A 20,569-nucleotide genomic window follows, 5' to 3' on the forward strand; every position below is an offset into this window, starting at 1 on the left:
CCTGATTGCCTTTCTGCTGCCGATCAAAGGAAATACGTCAGCTTACTCAAACAGATTGCATAGGTGACAAATGCAATAAAACACAGACAACTGATCATACTACATTGTACCCATTTTTTTTCAACCCCAGCCACGATCTCTGCAAGCCCGGCAGTATTTTTCAATGGCTGAAAAAGGCCCGGCAGCATTCCAAAGTATACCCCGCCGAAAAGGGTCAGGTAGAGTGGATACCCAACAAAATTATACTCCTGCTGCAGGATATCGAACGGACAGTGATGCGTGGGCAGTTCATAAATATATACTGAGATAAAAGATATCATAGAAACAATGGCCAGAACAAAGAAAAGAGCAGAAAACAGGGCAAGAAGATACCGAAACACGCCAGCTTGAAACGCCAGGTTCAAGACCATTACACTGATCAAGATAATACTTAAGCTGTAAAATGCCACCATTGCCGGAAAAACTGGCAGTGCGGCAAGGCTGCTTGCCGTGCTCTCGCCACCACTGCCAAAGAGCGAACCGCAGCAGGAGGTAATGATATCCGGTTCAAGCCCGAGAAAATACGTGAGCTGCAGAGTAAAATCGATACCAATACAGGGTACTATGCCACCGAGCAACGCGTATTTGAGACGTACAAGCGGGTATTGCTCCGCTTGTTGATCAATATAATTCAGGGCGATCCAGAAGCCCGACAGAAAGAAAACGATGATTTTGGACAGTAATGCATACCAGCCTACCGGATTGGCATTGAGCGAGCCGGTGGCACACATGGCCCCGACAAACAAACGGTGGATGTCATCCATGGTGAAAATAAATAAAACAAAGGCAATTATCTGAAACCCCAGCCCATAATTGACAAGGGTGGATATCAGATACGTCTTGCGTTCCAATGCCAGCTGGGAGGCAGAACTGCTGTTATAATTCCAGGCGAAGAAAATCATTGCTCCGTTGATCGCAGCATAGCAGAGCATCAGCAGGGTGATAGCCGAACCAGTAATGAGGGCAAGGACTCCCGGATGCAGAATCACTTCGTATCAATCCTCTCAATCTGGCCGTCACGCATGACAATCGACCTGGTGACGAGCGGGTTGTCGTGGACAAAGGGATCGTGGGTGGCAATTATGATGGTCTTGCCTTCGTGGTTCAGCTGGTCAAGGGTATCGATAAACTCCTGGGCCAGCTTTCTGTCGAGATGTGCAGTCGGTTCATCGGCAATAATGATCCTCGGTTTATTGATCAGGGCCCGGGCAATGGCAACCCGTTGCTGTTCACCGCCGGACAGTTTTTTTACCTGCAGATGTTTTTTATTGTCGATTTTCAGCCTCTCAAGTATCGACAAAGCCCTTTCATTCATTGTCCGCGTGCCGAGCGCCAGGGGAAAGAGGGGCAACAGCACATTTTCCAGGACGGTCAATTCCCTGATCAGATGGAACTGCTGAAAGATAAAGCCAAAGGCCTGCCGCCGGATGTTGGTGAGAAACCGTTCAGGCAGTTTCACCACATCCTTGCCGTCGACCAGAATCCTGCCTGAGGTGGGTCGGGCCATACAGCCGATAAGACTGAGCAGTGATGTCTTTCCGGATCCGCTCGGTCCGGTCAGAACAGCCACCTCGCCGGCTTCAATTGACAGCGATGCCGCATGGACCGCGGTCAGTTCATCGGCCAGTCCCGGATTATAAATCTTAACGACATTATCAACCTCTATAAGCGCCACGCCATTACCCCCTCATCACGGAATCCGGATCGGTGATTGCTGTTTTCCAGGTTGGTATCACCGTACTGGCGATATACGGAATAATGGTGAGAAAAGCCATGATCAACAGGTGAAAAGAGTTGAAACTCGGCGTGAGATGAAAAGCGGGGAAAAGTACCGACCATCCCTTGAGGACTGCGGCGAGAAGACTGGCGTTAAAGAAAAAGACATGCATATAGGCGACAATCACCCCGGTGAGAAAGGAGGTCAGGGAGATAATCAGTCCTTCCCAGAATTTCAGGGCGAGGATGTCGGAGGTATCCCAGCCGATGGCCTTAAGGATACCGATCTCCTGTTTTTCTTCGGCACTGATCCCGGTCGCCTTGTCCCAGGCCATGATGCACAGGGCGATGACGGCGGCACTGAAGACCGTCAACATCATGCCGCTGCGCCAGTTGAAGACCATATCATAGGTCCTGACCAGCTCTCTTTTGGTAATCGGCCGGGTATCGGGGAAGAGCTTTTTTATCTTGGCGGCCACCGTCTGGACTTCGCTGCTGTTGGGCACACTCACCGCAAAATCGGTGGCCAGGCCGGGCGGATAACCGAAAAAATCGATCAGGCTCCGATCGGTGAGGACGACCAGGTCGTTGGTGAGCAGGTCGGATTCGGACGTAAAAAGACCGCTCACTTCAAACAACACCCCGGTATTTCTGCTGTCAACGAGAATGAGCTGCCCGGAACGACCAGAATGCCTGAGGGCGGCAACGCCGGCACCGACGGCACATTCATCAGGGGTTTGCGGCAAACGGCCTTCAAGCATTGTCAGGGGAGCAGTTTCGCCGCCCGAACCTATCAGGGTATAGTTGGCCTTTGTGAGGGCATCGTAATAATAGCCCCAGTATCGAGGGGTAATGGTGCCGATGCCGAGAATCCCGGCCATGCCTGCTTTATAGTCGACAGGGATAAGCTCGTGGCGGCCGCCCAGAGTCCGCTGGACAATAAGGTCAGGAACTCCCTGCAGAAGTGCGGTTGTCTCTGTTTGCAGAGAGCGCGTCAGAAATAACACCGAGGCAAGCGCCGCCACCGTGCCGATATACGCCGCCATGATTGCGCCGTTTTTAAATTTTCTCCGGAGCAGGGAAGAAACGGCATAGTCGATAATTTTCAGATGCTTGGTCACTCTCTTTCTCCCGATGCAGCATGGCTGGGCGCAATTATCGAACCGGATGGAAAATGATCGGGCGACCCCGGGAAATCCTGAAAAGCAGAGAAGAAATCCGTTTGCGAAGGATGCCGCGTATATCTGGCCTCCGTCCAGAGCGCAGGATCAGTCAAGCCAAGTCTGCTGACCAATGCCTGCCTGGCCGGCAAAAAGGCGTCCCTGTCTGACAGTTGTGCGGTGCACCCATGAAAAAAAAGGGCAAGGAGTATCAGACCCAGAACGACAGTCAGCGCTATAAAAGACTTGCCTCTTTTCATGCCCACATCAATGCGTGACCCAGTCACTGACGGGAACCAGATGCGCTGCGGCTCCTTCGGTCAGCCTGGCAATATAACACCCTTTCGAGGCATAGCGCTGCCCCGGGCCGAAAGTGAGGCGGGGATAGACGGCAATCGCGTAATCCTGGTCGATCATCATGTCATATCCCTCCAGAAAATAATCCCGGAAAAATTCACTCCGCATATTCTTTATGGAGCCGGGAAGCATCCAGCCAAGGAAATACATCTTCGCCTGAATGGTGAAATTGCTGTCAGGAATATTCCTGACTTTCAGCCACCGCTCCACCGAGAGCCGGGTCGTATTGTTTTTATCTTGCAGGGTATACGGATAGCTCAGCAGGAAACTGTTTTTTAACGAATCGGGAATAACCGAGTAATCATTTTTCAGCAAGGTTGCCGAAGCAAACATCATCTTCACCCGATCACCATGTTGAGGAAGGTTTGCAAAGACATCCTGGTGCGAACCATCGAGCCAGACAAGGACAACGACGGGGTCGGGACCCGCCAAAAGATCGGTCCATTGTTTGTCTGAGAGAGAAGCATCCCCCTGAATCATAATATTTTTTACCGCGGGATTGCCCATTTTCTTCCAGGCCTGCTCAAAACCTTGAGCGAGCGCGCTGCTGCGCTTATTGTCCGGCTGAAAGATCTGCACGATGGGGAGGTTATTGACATCCTTGTTGCCGGCCCGGATATATTTGGCAACACTTTCCCCTTCCTGGTAAAGTCCCTTGGAAAAATACAGGGTGTACCAATCGGTATCCGAGAGGACCGGTAAATCGGTAATGGGAAAAATGCAGGGAATTTTATGCTCCTCGCTGAAGGTATGCATCTTCTCCCAGCTGCCTCCGGTAATCCCGCCCAGAAGCGCAAAAACAGGCTGCTGTTTATAATAGCCTTCCAGCTGATCGCGCCAGGTCTCTTCCGGCCCGTGCAATACCCAGACGTGAAGCTTCAGCTTCCGGTACGCCTGATGCCTTTCGCTTTTATAGAATGGGCCTGAGGCAGCTCGTTTGCTCTCCTGTCTGCTCTGCGAGTTATGGGCATCGATATGGGCCTGGAGCACCGACAGCATGGCTGTTTTATCGACTTCTGCGACATCGTCGGTGATCACAGTGGCAAATTGCAGGGTGGTCGCATCCACTCCGGGCGACAGCGTCACGGAAAGGTTTTTCAGATAGAATATCAAGATGCGCATATCGCTTTGGTTCAGGCGAAACTTCGGCATGATCGGGTCAAGCTGACGGCCGGCCGGATCGACGCCTACCCTCAGTACCCGAGCCAGAGACTTGTCCGTATACGCGGGCCGCACCTCCTTCATCTGCCAATATTCAGGCAGTTCCCCACGACCAGAAACTTTTTTATCGCCTGCTGGAGGCGGTTTGTAGGCGCCGGTTCGATGGCGCGGAGCAAACAGCTCCTTGCCGTTGGTTGGCCAGGTGATAACCGTGCCTTCCTTGGAGCCCAGACCACTTCTCTGGTGACAGTCATCACAGGTAAACATCCGCCCGTCAAAGGGAATGTCGCCCATGACCAGTGCCTTGATGGGTTCCCCGGAAGGCAGAACTCCTGTCCGGTACATCCTCTCCCCGAGTCGTAAAGCTTCCGCACGGGAATACCCCTCAATGAGTTCCGCTGCTCCCAGCGACTGCAGCGACAGACAGAAAAGCACCAGAAAAATACCGATATATCTCACGTTCATGGAAAAATATTCCCTTGGGATCAAAAAAGTAATTTGACCAACATCTACTGGAGATGCTCGTATTCGGCTATCAGATCGGAGGCACTCAGCATGCCATAGATCCGCACCCACTCCTTCTGGCCGGGTCCACGCAGCAGCGTCAAAGGATAATGGTTCATCTTGTTTGCCACATAGGTGTCAAACGCTTTGAGGACCTGAACGATATCGCCGCGTTTTCCGGTAAACGCATCCCAGCCCGGCTGCGCACCATATTTTTGCAGATGCTCCTTCATAAGCTCGGGGGTATCGTTATCCGGGTCGATGGAGATCGATACCAGTCTGACCTTATCGAGGTCTTTCCCCAGTTTTTTCTGGAAATAACCAAAACTCACCGAGAGAACGGGACATATCGTCGTGCACGTGCAGTAGATAAAATCGAGGATGATCGGCTTATCGGTATCGAAGTAATTTTTAAGCTGTACCTCCTGACCATCCTGATTGAGTAAGGTCACATCCGGGACGACATATGTTTCCAGGGTCCTCTTGTATGGTTTTCCCTCTGCCGCCGCTACGCCTTGAACAAAGAGAAAGAGGCACGCAATCATCCACACAACAATTTTCAGCAACAGATTTATGTTCTTCATATCATGTAACCAATAGAGTTTATGATAAATAACATGGTGAGAATTATTTTCAAGGTTCGACTGAAATATTCATTATCTTCTGTCGATTCTTTAAAAATTAAGATTTTTTATATCTTTGTCGATACCTATCGGGGATTTACAACTTCACAGTGCAGCACCTGCCGTCTTCCGGGCGATCTGTACTTTATTCCGGCCCGAATTCTTGGCCAGATACAGGGCCTCGTCGGCCAGCTGGATCAAGTGATCGACGTTTTCCACCGGCTGTGCAGGAAAAGCAGCTCCGCCGATGCACACGGTGATGCACACTATCTTGTCGTCAGCCGAAATGGTCGTGCCCTCGATGGCCTTGCGCAGCCGTTCTCCACTGAGCCATAGATCCTGTTCCGTCGATGCAGGTAAAACGGCGACAAACTCTTCCCCACCGTACCGGAACAGGATATCGCTGTCCCGAAGCGCATCCTTGGCTATGGCACAGACGGATTTCAACGCGCGGTCGCCAACGAGATGCCCGTAGGTATCATTAACCACCTTAAAATGGTCGATATCGAAAATCAGGATTCCAAAGGATGCCTTGCTGCGTACGGCCTTACGAAACTCCTCCTGCAGCCGGCGCATACCGAATCGACGGTTAAAGATGCCGGTGAGCGGGTCAACCGTCGCCAGATGCTGCAGACGATCATGGGTCATGGCATTATTGAGGGCTAATCCCAGGCCCTGAATAAATAGATCGATCCGGCCAAGCTGGATGGCATCGAACTTTTGCCCCGTCGCAAGAATGACCATTCCGATCAGCACATCCTTATTGGTGACAGGTAAAACAATGACTTCGCCCGGCTGGAAATCCGGTTCAACCCACTCAACCGAAACGGTGCGAGATAGCGGGACAATCTGTTTCTGACCGGTCCGCAGTACGTCTTGAACATAAGGAACGGCAAGAACCAGATCGGGATTCTTTACCCCGCGCGAAGCCGCGAGCTTCATTAATCCGTCAGATTGATAAAAGATCAGGCCAGCGCCCGCACCGGTATGTTCAAAAAATAACTCGAGTGCTTTTTCCGTCAGGCTCTCGACTTCCAGTTGGCTGGTAAGCATCCGTGAAAAAGAGCGCACTGCCGCCTGCGTCTGTATAGAGACGGAAAGAGACTCAACCAGTCGATTAAATGCCACAGCACTTTCGCCGATCTCGTCCCTGGAATCGACAGGTATCGCGCAATGTTCCGGGGTACACTTCGACGTGTCGCCACTGAAAGTCATCTCATTGATGTTCTGCTCAACCTGGCTCATGCTGCTCGCCAGAACCTTCAAACGGTTACCGACAATCGATCTTGCAAGACTATAGTTGAGGATCCCTGCCAGTGCTCCGGCACCGAGGCAGGCCGTAAAGAAGAAAGGTTTCAGAGCGATATCTGCCGGGACCCCAAGCAGTATCACGAAGAATGGAAAAACTGTCCCGATGCACAAGCCAAAGATCACCATCCAGATAGCGAGATCATAAAACACTTTTTGGGTGATGCGCATACGACTCTCTTTTTCGTTTGATAAACGACCAATGCAGCGGGACGATTTTATCTGTCTTGTGCCGGCCCCTGCTCAGAATATTCCAACATCTCGTTATCTTACATATTTTTCAACCCTTTTCAACCACCAAACCTCAGTCCTATCATAACAAAAGTTAACAAATACTAACAGAGTATTAAATCAGCTTGACACATCCGTTCGTACGACATGAAGAGTCAACCATTCCTCTCCCCGGTCAGACCGATCGCCAGACAAAAATCAGACACACATGACCCGACTCGCTTCTCATCCTGCTCTGATGAGGAGACAATACTGCCCAAGAAAGACGCAAATTTGCCCAGACTGATCGGAAAAAACAGTTCTTCAAGCCTGGTCGAGCAGCGTGATTCAACAGCAAAAACGGATGCTGGTTTTTAATTATTTGTCTGTACTTATGGATACATATAACACCAGATATTGGAAAAAAGTGATACCTTTTCCTGGGTGTGTTTTGTGAAATAACTTCAATTGGCAACCTTATTGCAAAGAACCTTTATATTGAGTTGCTCTGCCTCCCTCTGCAGTGACGCAGAAATAATGTATCCCGTCATTACCACGATACCTCCCCAGCCAAGCCACTTAAAATCTTCTCGATCACTCGACGACAGCGGCAGAAAGACGTATTCCGGGAATCATTGACCCTGGCTGTTCAGCCTTTTTTTGCGACAACATGGAATCCAACTTTAAAATCCAATTTCTATGAAACTTACAGACAACTCAGCACAAAACCCGGCGCCGCGCAAATTGGTGATTCTCTTTTTTCTGATTGTTTTTGGAATAGAGATCTTCGGGGTTAAGGTGCCAAATATTCTGGCGGTTGAACCGGATGGGAAACTTTATTCGGAGCAGACGGCGGAAAGAGATGCTGCCTACAAACTGAAGGCGGAACAGCTGGCGAAGAAAATTGCCACGGTGACAGACGAGAAAGAAAAGCAGGGTTTTCTGGTACAGCAGCAGCTGCTGATCAAGCTTGATGCTCTTTCGGACAAGCCTGAAAAGCCCGCCATAGATTTACTTTTTTCGGAGCAGAACATTCCCAAAACCCTCTCTTGGCAGGATGTTGAACAGTATTTGGAACGATATGTCGGCGTCATACAGGAGGCCAAAATTTCGGCTCAGAATCTGGAAAACAGCGAGAAACAGGTGCAAACTCTGTACAACCGGTTAATCGCCCTTGATGACCACGATCCTCAGCAGGAAATCCTCCAGCTCCAATATGCCTTTCAGGTTCGCAAAGTCGCCCAGCAAAACGAAATAGACAAATATCTGAAAGAAGGAATGGAAATCGCCCAAAAGCAGTATCCGGCTGTGCTGGCGCATATACATCTTGACCAGAAGACGATCGATAAACAAGAAAAGGTGCGGAATCAGGCAAAGAAAAAATTACAAGGCCTGGAAGATGAAAAAATTCTGGCCACTGCAGGCAATGATGTCCTGCTGCAGCAGCAGGAGAGTCTGTTGGCAGGCTATCTCGGCCGAGAGCTTAGCGATGACGAAAGAAAAGAGATGCATTATGAACAGCTGAAATCTCTCAAACAACAGCTCCAGCAACTTATTACCGACGATCATATCCATGAAGCGACAATCGGCTTTCTTGAAGAAGAGCAGAAAAACATCTGGTTTCATCTGCTCGCCGAAAAACCGGATTTCTTTACACTCACCGATTTATCGGGAAATATTAATAAACAGATCATGTTATTAAGAAAGAAAACCGAGAAAGCACACAGCTTGATTTATACCTATGAAAAGAACTTATCGACCCTGCGCGGCGGCAATGCCCTGGTTGGCCCGAAGGCAGAGGAGTTGATCAATACCCTTGATGAAAATGTCCGAACCGTTTTCACCTTGCTGTCCAGTATTGATCAACGCGCAGAGATGCTCGACAACAGGGGACGATTACTGGACAGGGCTATCGACCTCAAGCAGTCGACGTTCGGATTCATGGTCACCAAAACCAAAGAGGCAACTGACAATATTTTTGAGAAAATCCTGTCCATCTTGAAATACCCGCTGATCTCTTATAGCGGCATGAACGTGTCATTGCTGCTTTTTCTCCAGGTGATCATTGTCCTGATCTTCGGCATCATCGTCAACCGCCTCTATGGTCATGTGGTGTCGCGAATGGGCAAAAACAGAAAGTGGTCGGAACAAACGGTACACCTCGTTCAGGCTTTTGGAAAGTATCCCTTTGTTTTTATTGTCGCCATGATCATGCTTTCCGTGGTCGGCATAAATACCCGGTCCCTGGCGCTGGTTGCCGGTGCGCTTTCGGTGGGAATCGGATTTGGTATGCAGACCATTGTCAACAATCTGGTATCGGGAATTATTCTCCTTTTTGATAAATCTATTCGACCGGGCGATTTCATCTGCCTTGGAGAAAATTCTTCACCAGGTGGGTTTCGCGGCAATGTTGTCCAGATGAATATCCGGGCCACGGTGCTGCGAACCAATGATAATATCAACATAATCGTTCCCAATGCTGATCTCATGGCTTCCCAGGTGGTCAACTGGACATACTCGGACGAGAGAGTCCGTTTCAGGATACCTTTTTCTGTAGCGTATGGGACAGATATTGACCGGGTCAAGCGGCTGATAAAAGAGGCAGTACTTGGGCTCCCGGTTGTGATGCCCGAGCCGGAACCGCAAATATGGATGGCCAGCCATGCGGCCAGCTCGCTGGATCTGCTCGCTGCAATCTGGGTTGAAGGGCAGAACGCAAGACAACCCGCGCAAATAAGCGATATCGTCCTGACGTGCATATATAAAACTTTACAGAAACACGGCATCGAGATTCCCTTCCCGCAGATGGACCTGCACCTGAGGGCTGCCGAACGTCAACCGACTGATATTACCGCCATCCCCGAGACCCTGCGGTTTAACGTGTTCCGGGAAGCTGCGACCCAATAACTGTGTTCTGCAGGAAATGGTCGGGGGAGGTTTTGCAATGCCGTTATTTACGCAAAGCCTGGAGCAGGTCCTGGGATGGAATACCATCTTCGGCCAGTCCAAGCTTGAGCTGAAACTGCCGGATTGCATCTTTGGTGCCACCCCCCAGATTCCCGTCAATTTCCCCGGAATAATAACCACGTTCCTGCAGTATTTTTTGCAGTTCAATCTTGTCTTCAAGACTGAGCGACCCTGGCGGCCTTGGCCAGGAGCCTGCTAAACCGCCCGTTCCTGTCAGCCGGTCGGCTAAAAGCGCTACGGCAAGGGCATAGAAATCGGAGTTGTTATAGCGTTTCAGCACGAAAAAATTTTTCATCATCAGAAAGGCCGGCCCCTGTGGTCCGGCAAGAAGTTTCAGCACCGCCTTCGTATCAGAGGAACCATAATTCTTGCCGTCCGGTCGCTTAAAGCCAAACTTTTGCCACTCGGCCAGGGTTTTCGTCTGCTCTTTAAACTGTTCGCCGGAGACAGGCATTACTACTTCATAGCCCCAGGTGCTGCCGAATCGCCAACCGTTCTTATGCAGCAGGTTGGCGGCGGTTGCCAGGGCATCGGGGACGGAAGTCCAGATATCTCGATGGCCATTCCCATCCATATCAACACCATAAGCCAGATAGCTGGTGGGAATAAACTGGGTATGGCCCATGGCCCCGGCCCAGGAGCCGGTCAGCTGCTCTTTTTGGACATCCCCGGCCTGCAGGATCTGGAGCGCGGCAACCAGCTGGCTACGGGCAAATTTCTGTCTCTTAGGATCTCCATAGGCAAGGGTAGCAAGGGCACGGGGAACATAAAACAACCGGTCGGTCTTTTCGAGGATGGCACCGTAGTTCGACTCCATGGACCAGATTGCCAGCAGAACCGATTTTTCAACCCCGAATTTTTTTTCCACGTCAGCTAGTGTTCGGGCAAATTTTCGATCCATTTCCCGGCCTCTGCCGATGGACAGCGGATTCACCCGGGCATCCAGATAATCCCAGATCTCGGTGGTAAACTCGGGTTGATAACTTGCCTTGGCAAGGACCTCCGGATACGGTTCCACCACCCCGGAAAAAGCTGTTTCCCAAATCGTCCTGCTGATCCCCTGTTCATGTGCTACCGGGTAAAATCCGGCAAGCCATTGCACAAAATCCTTATTTTCGGCCGCCCGAACCGGACAACCTGTCAATCCATATACAATAACCAGCGGAAGAAACAACAGTGCCGGTTTCAACAAAAATTTCATCACCTCAACCCCTCACGTACTCAATTATCATCTTTGCAAAAGAATTCTTTTCGAATATCCTTTTTCCATGGATTATCTCCCCTCCCTTCTCACCAGCCCCAGCCTGCCGCTGCTCTTTATGCTCAGTTTTCTGGCGGCAACCATTCTGCCTATCGGCTCCGAGTGGCTGCTGATTGTCATGGTCTTACAAAAATTCGCCGTTCCGGACGTTGTCTTTACCGCAACGCTTGGTAATTTTTTAGGGGCCTGTTCTACCTATCTGCTCGGCATGCTCGGGGCAAACTATATCATTCGCACCATCCTTCGCATCAATGATGCACAGTTGCTGCGGGCTGAGAAAATGTATGCTCAATATGGAACCTGGTCTCTTCTGCTCAGCTGGCTGCCGGTACTCGGCGATCCTTTATGTCTGGTCGCCGGAGTCTTTAAAACCAGTTTTATCCGTTTTTCAGTTCTGGTTTTTGTTGGCAAATTTTTTCGATATGCTATCCTTGCCCTTCTCACACTACAAGGCACAGGAGGCTGAGCGACAATGAAACAGCAGATTTTATTTACTCTATACGATATCTTCGACCAGTGGAACCAAGGCCTCGCCAAGGCATGCAAAAGGGGCTGCAGCAGCTGCTGCACCCAGAATGTGACCATTACAGCGGTAGAAGGCGAGGCGATACTTCGCTATATTCTGGCTGAAGACATGGCCTTCTGGCTGGCGGAGAAATTGAACTCTCCCCCTGTCCATCAGGCTCCCAAAATGACCACCAATGATTTTGCCGCAGCGTGCCTTGAGGGGAGAGATGTTGATCACGATACCCCCCATACTGCATCCACCTGCCCGTTTCTGGATAAAGACCAGTGCACCATTTATCCTGTTCGTCCCTTCAGCTGCCGACTCTTTATCTCCCAGAAAACGTGTTCTGCCATGCACCCCGCTGTGGTTGCCGATTTTTATCTCGAGGCGGCAACGGCGGTGACGCAGATCGTCGAGCATCTTGGCCAGAAAGAATACTGGGGCAACATGCTCGACGTCCTCCCCGCTCTTCTTGATATGAGTGAATTCAGAGAGATAGCCGACCACCTGAGCACCACCCAGATCATTCAGGCGCGTATGCGAACGCTCACCGCCTCCCCCCTGCCCGGTTTTCTTGTCAGCGCAGAGCACAGCGATACCGTGTCACCTCTTCTGCAACAGATCTTCGATGCCGAGGTTGAGGGTAGAAGAGTGGAAGATGTGCTTAACGGAAAATAATCCCGCCGGTTCCCATGTGGCGCACATGGGAACCAAGCAGACCATTTCATTTGAATAGTTTCACAAATTCTCCATACCCTTTACTCTCGAGCTCGTCTGCCGGGATAAATTTCAAGGCTGCCGAATTAAGACAGTACCGCAGGCCGGTCGGCGCCGGGCCATCGTCAAAGACATGGCCGAGATGGGAATCTGCTCCAGCACTTCGCACCTCGGTGCGCACCATGAACATTTTCACGTCTTTTTTCTCAACCACGTTTTCCGCAACCAGAGGTTTGGTAAAACTTGGCCATCCGGTTCCCGAGTCGAATTTATCCAGTGAACTGAACAGCGGTTCTCCGGAGACGATATCAACATAGATACCGGCCTTCTTATTGGTGTTGTATTCATTTTCAAAAGGGCGCTCCGTGTCTTCCTTTTGCGTCACCTCGTACTGCAAAGGCGTTAACCTGGCCCGCAGCTCCGCATCCGAAGGCTTGACGAATTTTTTGTCCGCCGGGTGGTCTTTCCAGGTTCTTTCCAGAAAACCGGCCCTGCCGGAACCAACTTTATAGGCCTCATAATGGGCGACGTTCTTCTTGTAATAGTCCTGATGGTATTCTTCGGCGGGATAAAACGGCTTGGCCGGGCGGATAGCCGTAGCTATCGGCCTGCTGAAAATACCTGATGCAGCAATTTCGTCACGGGACTGTTCGGCGATCTTTTTTTCGGCTTCATCGTTATAAAAAATCGCCGTTTTATAGTGATCACCGCGATCGGCAAACTGGCCACCCGGATCGGTGGGGTCGACATAACGCCAGAAGGTGTCGAGGAGTTCCTTGAAAGAAATTTTTTCCGGGTCGTAGACCACCCGGACCGATTCGATATGTCCGGTCCGACCGCTGGATACCTGTTCATAGGTCGGATTCTTTTCATCCCCGCCACTATAGCCGGCCGTCACCTCCAGCACCCCCTTCAGTTGTTCAAAGGGAGGCTCCATGCACCAGAAACAGCCACCGCCGAATACCGCAGTCTTTTCTGAGGAAACAGGTCGTTCTCCGGCGGCAAAAGCCGCGGTTGCCAGGAAGAACACCGCGGTCAAAAGTAGTAAATATTGCATAGTTTTCTCCTTTAGAATTTGTACTGCCACCTGACACCATAGGCACTGGCGCCGGCTTATTCAAGACTGCCCTGCATTTAGCCTTCCGACGCCATTAAAATGTTATAAACTTAACCTGCTTGTTTGCCGTTTTTTACCTCGCCAGGCAAGTTTTCTATTCCAAAAAGAAGGTTCGATTGCTATAGTGCCCACCATGAAAAAGCCAAATAATACCAAACGAACCAAGTTTATTTTTGTCACCGGCGGCGTCCTTTCCTCTCTGGGAAAAGGGCTGGCCTCCGCAGCCATTGGGGCACTGCTCGAAAGTCGTGGGCTGACGGTAACGTTCCAGAAACTGGACCCCTACATCAACGTCGATCCAGGCACCATGAATCCTTTCCAGCATGGCGAGGTTTACGTCACCGACGACGGGGCCGAGACCGATCTGGATATGGGGCACTATGAACGCTACACCAGCGCAGTCATGGCCCAGAAAAACAATTACACCTCAGGGCGCATCTACTATTCGGTTATCACCAAGGAACGGCGCGGTGAATACCTCGGCGGCACCGTGCAGGTCATTCCCCATATCACTGATGAAATCAAAGCCGCAGTGCGCCAGCTTGACGGCAGTGTCGATGTCGCCATCATCGAAATCGGCGGCACCGTCGGCGACATTGAAGGTTTGCCGTTCATCGAGGCCATTCGCCAACTGCGCGGTGATCTGGGCCGGGAGTACACCCTGTTCATTCATCTGACCCTGGTGCCTTATATCAAAACGGCCGGGGAGGTAAAGACCAAACCGACCCAGCATTCGGTACGCGAGCTGCGGGCCGATGGCATCCAGCCGGATATCCTGCTCTGCCGGACGGAAGTTCCCTTAGATGACAGCCTGAAGGCGAAACTTGCGCTGTTTTGTAATGTTCCCCAGGATGCTGTCATCACCGCAATCGACGTTGACACCATCTACGAACTTCCGCTCCATCTGCATAAGGAAGGTCTCGACAACAAAATCCTCGAGCTGCTCAATATCTGGACCGGCCAGCCGAATATCAAACCGTGGGAAGAGCTGGTCCACAATATCAAGAATCCACGAAACAGCGTCACTATTGCCATTACCGGCAAGTATGTCGATCTTACCGAGTCGTATAAAAGTCTCCACGAAGCGCTGGTGCATGGCGGTCTGGCCAACGGTACCAAGGTCAACCTGGAGTATATCAGCGCGGAATGCCTTGAATCGAAAAACGTGGCCGCCCTGCTCGACGGCTGCGACGGGATTCTTGTTCCCGGCGGATTCGGCAAGCGCGGCGTAGAAGGGAAAATTAAAGCGATAAATTACGCCCGCAAGAACAAAATACCCTTTTTTGGTATCTGCCTCGGCATGCAGCTGGCGGTAGTTGAATTTGCCCGGGATGTGCTGGGACTTCCCCTGGCCAATTCTACGGAACTGGACGAAGCCACCCCGGATCCGGTCATTTATCTGATCAAGGAATGGTTTGACTATCGCACCAACCAGAAGCAGATACGGGACGAAGAGTCGGACCTCGGCGGCACCCTGCGCCTTGGTGCCTACCCCTGTGTACTCAAAGAAGACACCAATGCCTATCGGGCCTACGCGCAGGATGAAATTTCCGAGCGACACCGCCACCGGTTTGAATATAATAATGCCTATCGGCAAAAGCTGGAAGAAAGCGGCCTGCTCGTATCAGGAACATCGCCGGACAACAATCTGGTGGAAATTGTTGAGATAAAAGACCACCCCTGGTTCCTTGGCTGTCAATTCCATCCCGAGTTCAAATCCAAACCAATGAAGCCGCATCCGTTATTCCGAGATTTCATCAGCGCGGCACTGGCTCATAAACAACAGGGACAACTCAAGAAAGCCAAGGAAGTGATCGGTGACTGATATTAAACTCGCCATTGATACCCCTTCCGGTCCCCCGCTTCTTGTCGGCACCGGACAACCGCTGCTGCTTATCGGTGGACCGTGCGCACTTGAATCAGAAGAACTGGCCAGAACCGTGGCGGGGGCAATGCAGGAGATCTGCGACCGCCTGGGCATCCACTACGTATTCAAGGCTTCTTTTGACAAAGCCAACCGGACATCACTTGATTCCTATCGAGGTCCGGGCCTGGTAGAAGGGCTGGCGACGCTCGCTAAAATTCGACGGGAATTCAGGGTACCGGTTATTTCGGATATCCATGACGTCACCCAGGTCGAGGCCGCCGCAGAAGTACTCGACATTATCCAGATTCCAGCTTTTCTCTGCCGACAGACAGATCTTCTGACGGCTGCGGCAAAAACCGGCAAAGTGGTCAATGTTAAAAAGGGCCAATTCGTCTCCCCCTGGGATATGCAGAACGCAGTCAATAAAATGCGCGGCGTCGGGGGCAAAAAAATTATGCTGGTTGAACGAGGCGCCTGCTTTGGCTATAACAATCTGGTCGTCGATATGCGCTCCCTGCCAGTCATGCGCTCGTTTGGCTGCCCGGTCATTTTTGATGCCACTCATTCGGTACAGCTTCCCGGTGGAGCAGGCGGCACTTCCAGCGGCCAGCGGGAGTTCATCAGCACTCTCAGCAAAGCCGCCATTGCCGCCGGCATTGACGGCCTGTTTATGGAAATCCATCCCAATCCGGACCAGGCCCTGTGCGACGGCCCGAATTCCATCCCCCTTGATAAGGTTGAAGAACTGCTCGTGCAGCTGATCAGGGTTCGCAATGCGGTTTGCTAGTTATGGCCGATAATTGTCCTCCATCGCCCACAGACTATCCGTCCGATTGCGAAATTCTTGAAGGATACCGGACCAGGGTCCGGGAACGCGACAGTCGAAAAAACGATCCCCAACGAGTTCGTGCTCTTGCCAAAGCCCGAGAAATAAAACTGTTATTGCTGGATGTCGATGGTGTTTTGACCGACGGGACGCTTCTCTACACCGGCAGTGGCGAGGAAAGCAAGTCGTTTAATACCCAGGATGGTTTCGGCCTGCGCCTGCTTGGGGAAGCAGGTGTCGATACGGGTGTCATAACAGCCAGACAGTCAGAAGTTGTCGCCAGGCGCACCAAAGAACTCAACATGCGGTTCATATACCAGGGCGTCGGCAATAAAAACGATGCCTTCAGGGAAATCATGCGGGTCTCCGGTCTCAAGCCCTTCCAGATCGCCTATATGGGTGACGACTGGCTGGACCTGGTGCTGCTGCAGCAGGTTGGCCTGGCTATCGCTCCGGCCAACGCCGTGCCGGAAGTGCAGGAGATCGTCCATTTTATAACCGAACGACCGGGAGGTGGCGGGGCCGTGCGTGATGCCTGCGATCTGCTCGTCGAGGCCAAAAATCTCGCTCTGGAGTTGCTGCAAAAGTACAAAAATCGATGAAATTCCATCGCAACACCATCTGGCTCGTCCCTCTCATCATCATTGTCACCTATCCTCTCTGGTCCGTACCGGTCGGCAATTTTCTCAGTCCCCGAGGCAGCGTCGATCCCGCCCCGATCCCGCTGCACCCCGACAACCAGAATTTCAATATGAACACGGTACAGATACTGCAAAACCAGAAAGGGCAGAAAACCGCACTGGTACGAGGCCGTAAAGCCCACACGGGCGTGAAACCAAACGTCCTGGTTATGGAGTTCGTCAACGCTGATCTTTTTGATGCGCAGGGCAATATCACCAAAATTATCGCCAACACCGGCGAGTACAACACAACCAGCAAAATTCTGACCTTAACTGACGATGTGGTAATCAACAGAATACACGATAAACAGTTCCTCTATACCGATCTGTTGATGTACGACAGTGAAAAACGCACCGTCAAGTGTCCCGGCAAAATCAGGCTGGAAGGGAAGAATATTGAAATAGACGGCGGTAGCCTGGATTACGACGTTACCAGTGGAAGCTATGAGATCGGTAAGAGAGTCCATTGTATCATCAACGGCTTCATCAAACCATGATGGTTACGGAAAAAACCTTCATCTGATTTCATATGCCACAAGGGAACCAGGGGGAATATTGAAACAACGACGCAGATGAAAATTTCTATGCCGTTCAGTAATTTTTACGACGCCATCAGATTTCCGCACAGTTTTTGATAAAAAACCTGTTCCCCTCGACTGTCCAACGGATGTTGACATTCCAGAGCAGCATACCGAAATTTTTACGGTTTTTTTTCTGACTAGCCGGTCGCGGGTCGTGACGAATCAGATCCTCTATTAATTGGCGTATATTTCTGCCGTGTTTTACCAGGTATGCAGAACAGAAAATCTCGGCCTCGGCGCTGAACGCAATATCCACCACCGGTTGTTCCCCGAGCGCGTAACCGCAGGAGGCTGACAGAATACAATCGCTGTAAGGAATATAGGGTTTAATATCGAAAACAGGGGTTTGATCGAGAAAATCGATGCCGGAGAGCTCGAGAAATAGACGGCCCTTTTCCAAGACAAGCCCCTCGAGCCGCACCACCGATAAACCGAGATGGTTGGGACGGTGCGGACTGCGGGTCGCAAAAACACCAACTCTTTTCTGCCCTCCCAGCCAGGGTGGCCGGACTGTCGGCTTCCATCCCTCGGCAAGAGTCTCATGAAAACAAAAATGCACCCAGATATGCGAAAACTGCTCCAGGCCGCGCACCATTTCCTGTCTGTTAAAGGGTGGCAACAGTTCCAGTCGAGCGGTCGCTGAGGCCACCATGCCCGGCTGCCGGGGAATGCCGAATTTCTCCGTGAAGCAGGAGTGGACGATGCCGATGGGGGTAAGAGCCCCATTATTTTCTGTACGCCCGTTATCTGGTTCCATCGCGTATTCTTTCACCTCTCTCTGTTTACCTCTCGAGACGCTCAACGGAGCGCCAGTAATACTATTTTTTATTTTGTGTCACTAAATTCTTGACACGCCATGATGCCCTCGGTACTTTGTAACACAAATTATTTCTTCGTGTTATATTTTAGCGTCTCAGGCCGATTGAAGATAGGGAGAACCACATCACATGCATATTTCGGAAGGCGTCTTAAGCCCCCCTGTCCTGTTAGCCGGAGCGGCAATTACCGCCGTCGGCACGGCAATTGGCTTGAAAAAACTTGATTATGACCGAATCATGACGGTCTCCCTGTTGACAGCTACCTTTTTTGTGGCCTCGCTCATCCATGTACCCATCGGACCTGGTAATGTCCATCTCCTGCTGGGGGGCCTGATGGGTATTGTCCTCGGCTGGAGTTGTTTTCCGGCAATCCTGGTGGCACTGTTGCTGCAAAGTCTTTTTTTCAACTTTGGCGGCATACTGGTATTGGGAGTGAACACCACGATCATGGCCCTGCCGGCCCTGATCTGCTTTTATATTTTTCGGCCATGGGTTGAAAAAAACGGTCATAAAAGAAAAATTGCGGCTTTTGGTGCCGGTTTTTGTTCGATCCTCCTTTCCGCATGTATAGCGGCGCTTGCCCTCTGGTCGACTGATCAAGGTTTTGCGCGGGCAGCTCAACTGATACTGGCCGCCCATATCCCCCTGATGATCATCGAGGGAATTATCACCATGTTTACTGTCTCTTTTCTTGCCAAAGTTCAACCGGAATTTCTTATAATGGGAAAATAATGCACCGTATAACTCTCTACCAACTGCTCTTTATTCTTCTTCTGGTTCCCGCTTTATGCAGCCCCTGTTTTGCGCATAAAGTACGCATCTTTGCCTGGCGGGATGGTGACCATATCATCACCGAGTCAAAGTTCAGCGGTGGCAGACCTACCCAGAATGCCACCGTCTCCGTTGTCGAAACCAAAACCGGCCAGACCCTGCTGTCGGGAACAACAGATAGAGATGGAATGTTCAGTTTTCCCGTACCACAGACAGGTTCAAAAGAACTGCAGATCATCGTCAGCGCGGGAGACGGCCATAAAAACAATTGGACCTATACTCTGGAAGATTCTTCTGCAGAGAGCAACAATACTCCTCCCCCGGTAACCAGCGAAACCATTCGCCCTTCCCTGCAACCAGTATCCGAGGAGATACAAGAAAAAGAGCTGCAAGCCATTACGGCCTCTGAAATTGCCAGGATTGTCAATACAGCCCTCGATAAAAAGCTCGCCCCGATCGAAAGAACACTCGCGGAAAACTCGGACAAGGACCCGAGCCTGCAGGATATCCTTGGCGGTATCGGCTATATTCTCGGACTGGCCGGGATAGCTGCCTATATGCAATCACGCAAAAAACAACAAGGAGGAGGATCGTGAGAAAGTTTGCTGCAATGAGTATTCTTGCCACTTTAATCTGCCTGCCGACCGGGCAGGCGCTTGCCCATTTCGGGATGGTTATTCCAGATCAGCATATTATCGATCAGGAAAAAAAGAAGACAACGCTGACCCTTTCATTTTCCCATCCTTTTGAAAACGTCGGCATGGATCTCGCCCTCCCGAAAAAATTCACGGTAACGATGGGCGGCAAAACAACCGATCTGCTGGCAACCCTCACGCCGGCCTCGGTTATGGAGCATAAAGCATGGCAGACTACCTATAATTTTACCCGTCCTGGTGTGTATCAGTTTGTCATGGAACCGACCCCTTACTGGGAACCAACCGAAGATTTGAGCATTATTCACTACACCAAAACAGTCATCCCCGCCTTCGGCGACGACGAGGGTTGGGATGAACCCGTCGGTTTGCCAACTGAGATTGTCCCCCTGCTCAGGCCGTTTGGTAATTACGCCGGCAATAGTTTTTCCGGCCAGGTGCTGCTGCAGGGCAAGCCGGTCGCCGGAGCCGAAGTCGAGGTGGAATTCTATAATAAGGGCAACAGACTGCGGGCCAGAAGTGATTATCACGTGACTCAGGTCATAAAAGCCGATGGCAACGGCATCTTCACCTTCAGCTGCCCCCTGGCGGGCTGGTGGGGATTTGCCGCCCTGAGTGAAGCGGATTACACCATTAAAGACCCGGCGGGTAAGGATAAAGGCGTTGAACTCGGGGCAGTATTGTGGATATACCTGGATGAACTACCGGAGGCACGGCAATAATCG

At 51.1% G+C, this 20,569-nt stretch carries 20 protein-coding genes; 10 read left to right on the plus strand and 10 right to left on the minus strand.

The annotated features are described in order from the left end of the window. Window positions 1–23: 23 nt before the first annotated feature. From FCL47_RS10960 to FCL47_RS10990, 7 genes are all read right to left on the minus strand, one after another. Window positions 24–1,028, minus strand: a complete 1,005-nt coding sequence (locus FCL47_RS10960) for a hypothetical protein (RefSeq protein ID WP_136813541.1) — start codon at window positions 1,026–1,028, stop codon at window positions 24–26. Beyond that, on the minus strand, window positions 1,025–1,714 hold the full coding sequence (locus FCL47_RS10965; protein ID WP_136813542.1) for an ABC transporter ATP-binding protein: 690 nt from the start codon (window positions 1,712–1,714) through the stop codon (window positions 1,025–1,027). The genes FCL47_RS10960 and FCL47_RS10965 overlap by 4 nt, the downstream gene beginning before the upstream one ends. 4 nt (window positions 1,715–1,718) lie before the next feature. Next, window positions 1,719–2,876, minus strand: a complete 1,158-nt coding sequence (locus tag FCL47_RS10970) for an ABC transporter permease (RefSeq protein WP_205747286.1) — start codon at window positions 2,874–2,876, stop codon at window positions 1,719–1,721. After that, window positions 2,873–3,175: a hypothetical protein gene (locus tag FCL47_RS10975; protein WP_136813543.1), complete on the minus strand. Its 303-nt coding sequence runs from the start codon at window positions 3,173–3,175 to the stop codon at window positions 2,873–2,875. Before FCL47_RS10975 ends, FCL47_RS10970 begins: the two co-directional genes overlap by 4 nt. A 7-nt stretch (window positions 3,176–3,182) precedes the next feature. Beyond that, window positions 3,183–4,898 carry an amino acid ABC transporter substrate-binding protein gene (locus FCL47_RS10980; protein ID WP_136813544.1) on the minus strand — a complete coding sequence of 572 codons (1,716 nt, stop codon included), beginning with the start codon at window positions 4,896–4,898 and terminating at the stop codon, window positions 3,183–3,185. A 44-nt stretch (window positions 4,899–4,942) separates the two neighbouring features. Beyond that, window positions 4,943–5,521, minus strand: coding sequence for an SCO family protein (locus tag FCL47_RS10985; protein WP_136813545.1), 579 nt, complete (start codon window positions 5,519–5,521; stop codon window positions 4,943–4,945). A gap of 144 nt (window positions 5,522–5,665) precedes the next feature. After that, the gene (locus FCL47_RS10990; RefSeq protein WP_136813546.1) at window positions 5,666–7,039 is read right to left on the minus strand and encodes a diguanylate cyclase; all 1,374 of its coding nucleotides are present in this window, start codon (window positions 7,037–7,039) and stop codon (window positions 5,666–5,668) included. A 738-nt stretch (window positions 7,040–7,777) separates the two neighbouring features. Here FCL47_RS10990 and FCL47_RS10995 point away from each other — a divergent pair. After that, on the plus strand, window positions 7,778–9,985 hold the full coding sequence (locus FCL47_RS10995) for a mechanosensitive ion channel domain-containing protein (protein ID WP_136813547.1): 2,208 nt from the start codon (window positions 7,778–7,780) through the stop codon (window positions 9,983–9,985). Between the two features lie 43 nt (window positions 9,986–10,028). Here FCL47_RS10995 and FCL47_RS11000 read toward each other — a convergent pair whose 3' ends face one another. Next, window positions 10,029–11,246, minus strand: a complete 1,218-nt coding sequence (locus tag FCL47_RS11000; RefSeq protein WP_136813548.1) for a lytic murein transglycosylase — start codon at window positions 11,244–11,246, stop codon at window positions 10,029–10,031. Window positions 11,247–11,313: 67 nt separating this feature from the next. On the opposite strand from FCL47_RS11000, the gene FCL47_RS11005 reads away from it, so the two are divergent. After that, complete coding sequence (locus tag FCL47_RS11005) at window positions 11,314–11,772, plus strand: YqaA family protein (protein WP_136813549.1); 459 nt, start codon at window positions 11,314–11,316, stop codon at window positions 11,770–11,772. Window positions 11,773–11,778: 6 nt separating this feature from the next. After that, entirely contained in the window at window positions 11,779–12,492 is a 714-nt protein-coding gene (locus FCL47_RS11010) for a YkgJ family cysteine cluster protein (RefSeq protein WP_136813550.1), read from the plus strand. Window positions 12,493–12,538: 46 nt separating this feature from the next. Here FCL47_RS11010 and msrB read toward each other — a convergent pair whose 3' ends face one another. Then, window positions 12,539–13,588: a peptide-methionine (R)-S-oxide reductase MsrB gene (gene msrB / locus FCL47_RS11015; RefSeq protein WP_136813551.1), complete on the minus strand. Its 1,050-nt coding sequence runs from the start codon at window positions 13,586–13,588 to the stop codon at window positions 12,539–12,541. Between the two features lie 193 nt (window positions 13,589–13,781). On the opposite strand from msrB, the gene FCL47_RS11020 reads away from it, so the two are divergent. The 4 genes from FCL47_RS11020 to lptC are packed head-to-tail and all read left to right on the plus strand — an operon-like array spanning window position 13,782 to window position 17,518. Further along, the gene (locus FCL47_RS11020) at window positions 13,782–15,473 is read left to right on the plus strand and encodes a CTP synthase (RefSeq protein ID WP_136813552.1); all 1,692 of its coding nucleotides are present in this window, start codon (window positions 13,782–13,784) and stop codon (window positions 15,471–15,473) included. Beyond that, on the plus strand, window positions 15,466–16,302 hold the full coding sequence (gene kdsA / locus FCL47_RS11025; protein WP_136813553.1) for a 3-deoxy-8-phosphooctulonate synthase: 837 nt from the start codon (window positions 15,466–15,468) through the stop codon (window positions 16,300–16,302). Before FCL47_RS11020 ends, kdsA begins: the two co-directional genes overlap by 8 nt. A 2-nt stretch (window positions 16,303–16,304) precedes the next feature. Next, a complete protein-coding gene (locus tag FCL47_RS11030; RefSeq protein WP_136813554.1) occupies window positions 16,305–16,943 on the plus strand; it encodes an HAD family hydrolase in 639 nt (212 codons plus the stop codon). After that, entirely contained in the window at window positions 16,940–17,518 is a 579-nt protein-coding gene (gene lptC / locus FCL47_RS11035; RefSeq protein ID WP_136813555.1) for an LPS export ABC transporter periplasmic protein LptC, read from the plus strand. The genes FCL47_RS11030 and lptC overlap by 4 nt, the downstream gene beginning before the upstream one ends. 115 nt (window positions 17,519–17,633) lie before the next feature. Here lptC and tsaA read toward each other — a convergent pair whose 3' ends face one another. After that, window positions 17,634–18,359: a tRNA (N6-threonylcarbamoyladenosine(37)-N6)-methyltransferase TrmO gene (gene tsaA / locus FCL47_RS11040; RefSeq protein WP_136813556.1), complete on the minus strand. Its 726-nt coding sequence runs from the start codon at window positions 18,357–18,359 to the stop codon at window positions 17,634–17,636. A gap of 190 nt (window positions 18,360–18,549) precedes the next feature. Here tsaA and cbiM point away from each other — a divergent pair, with 190 nt between their 5' ends. Genes cbiM through FCL47_RS11055 form a run of 3 tightly spaced genes read left to right on the plus strand, consistent with a single transcriptional unit; the run spans window position 18,550 to window position 20,566 of the window. Further along, window positions 18,550–19,152 carry a cobalt transporter CbiM gene (gene cbiM, locus FCL47_RS11045; protein WP_136813557.1) on the plus strand — a complete coding sequence of 201 codons (603 nt, stop codon included), beginning with the start codon at window positions 18,550–18,552 and terminating at the stop codon, window positions 19,150–19,152. Next, window positions 19,152–19,787: a carboxypeptidase-like regulatory domain-containing protein gene (locus FCL47_RS11050; RefSeq protein WP_136813558.1), complete on the plus strand. Its 636-nt coding sequence runs from the start codon at window positions 19,152–19,154 to the stop codon at window positions 19,785–19,787. Before cbiM ends, FCL47_RS11050 begins: the two co-directional genes overlap by 1 nt. Then, window positions 19,781–20,566, plus strand: coding sequence for a DUF4198 domain-containing protein (locus FCL47_RS11055; RefSeq protein WP_370459549.1), 786 nt, complete (start codon window positions 19,781–19,783; stop codon window positions 20,564–20,566). Before FCL47_RS11050 ends, FCL47_RS11055 begins: the two co-directional genes overlap by 7 nt. Window positions 20,567–20,569 lie beyond the last annotated feature (3 nt).

It is taken from the genome of Desulfopila sp. IMCC35006 (assembly GCF_005116645.1).
Lineage (GTDB): Bacteria > Desulfobacterota > Desulfobulbia > Desulfobulbales > Desulfocapsaceae > Desulforhopalus_A.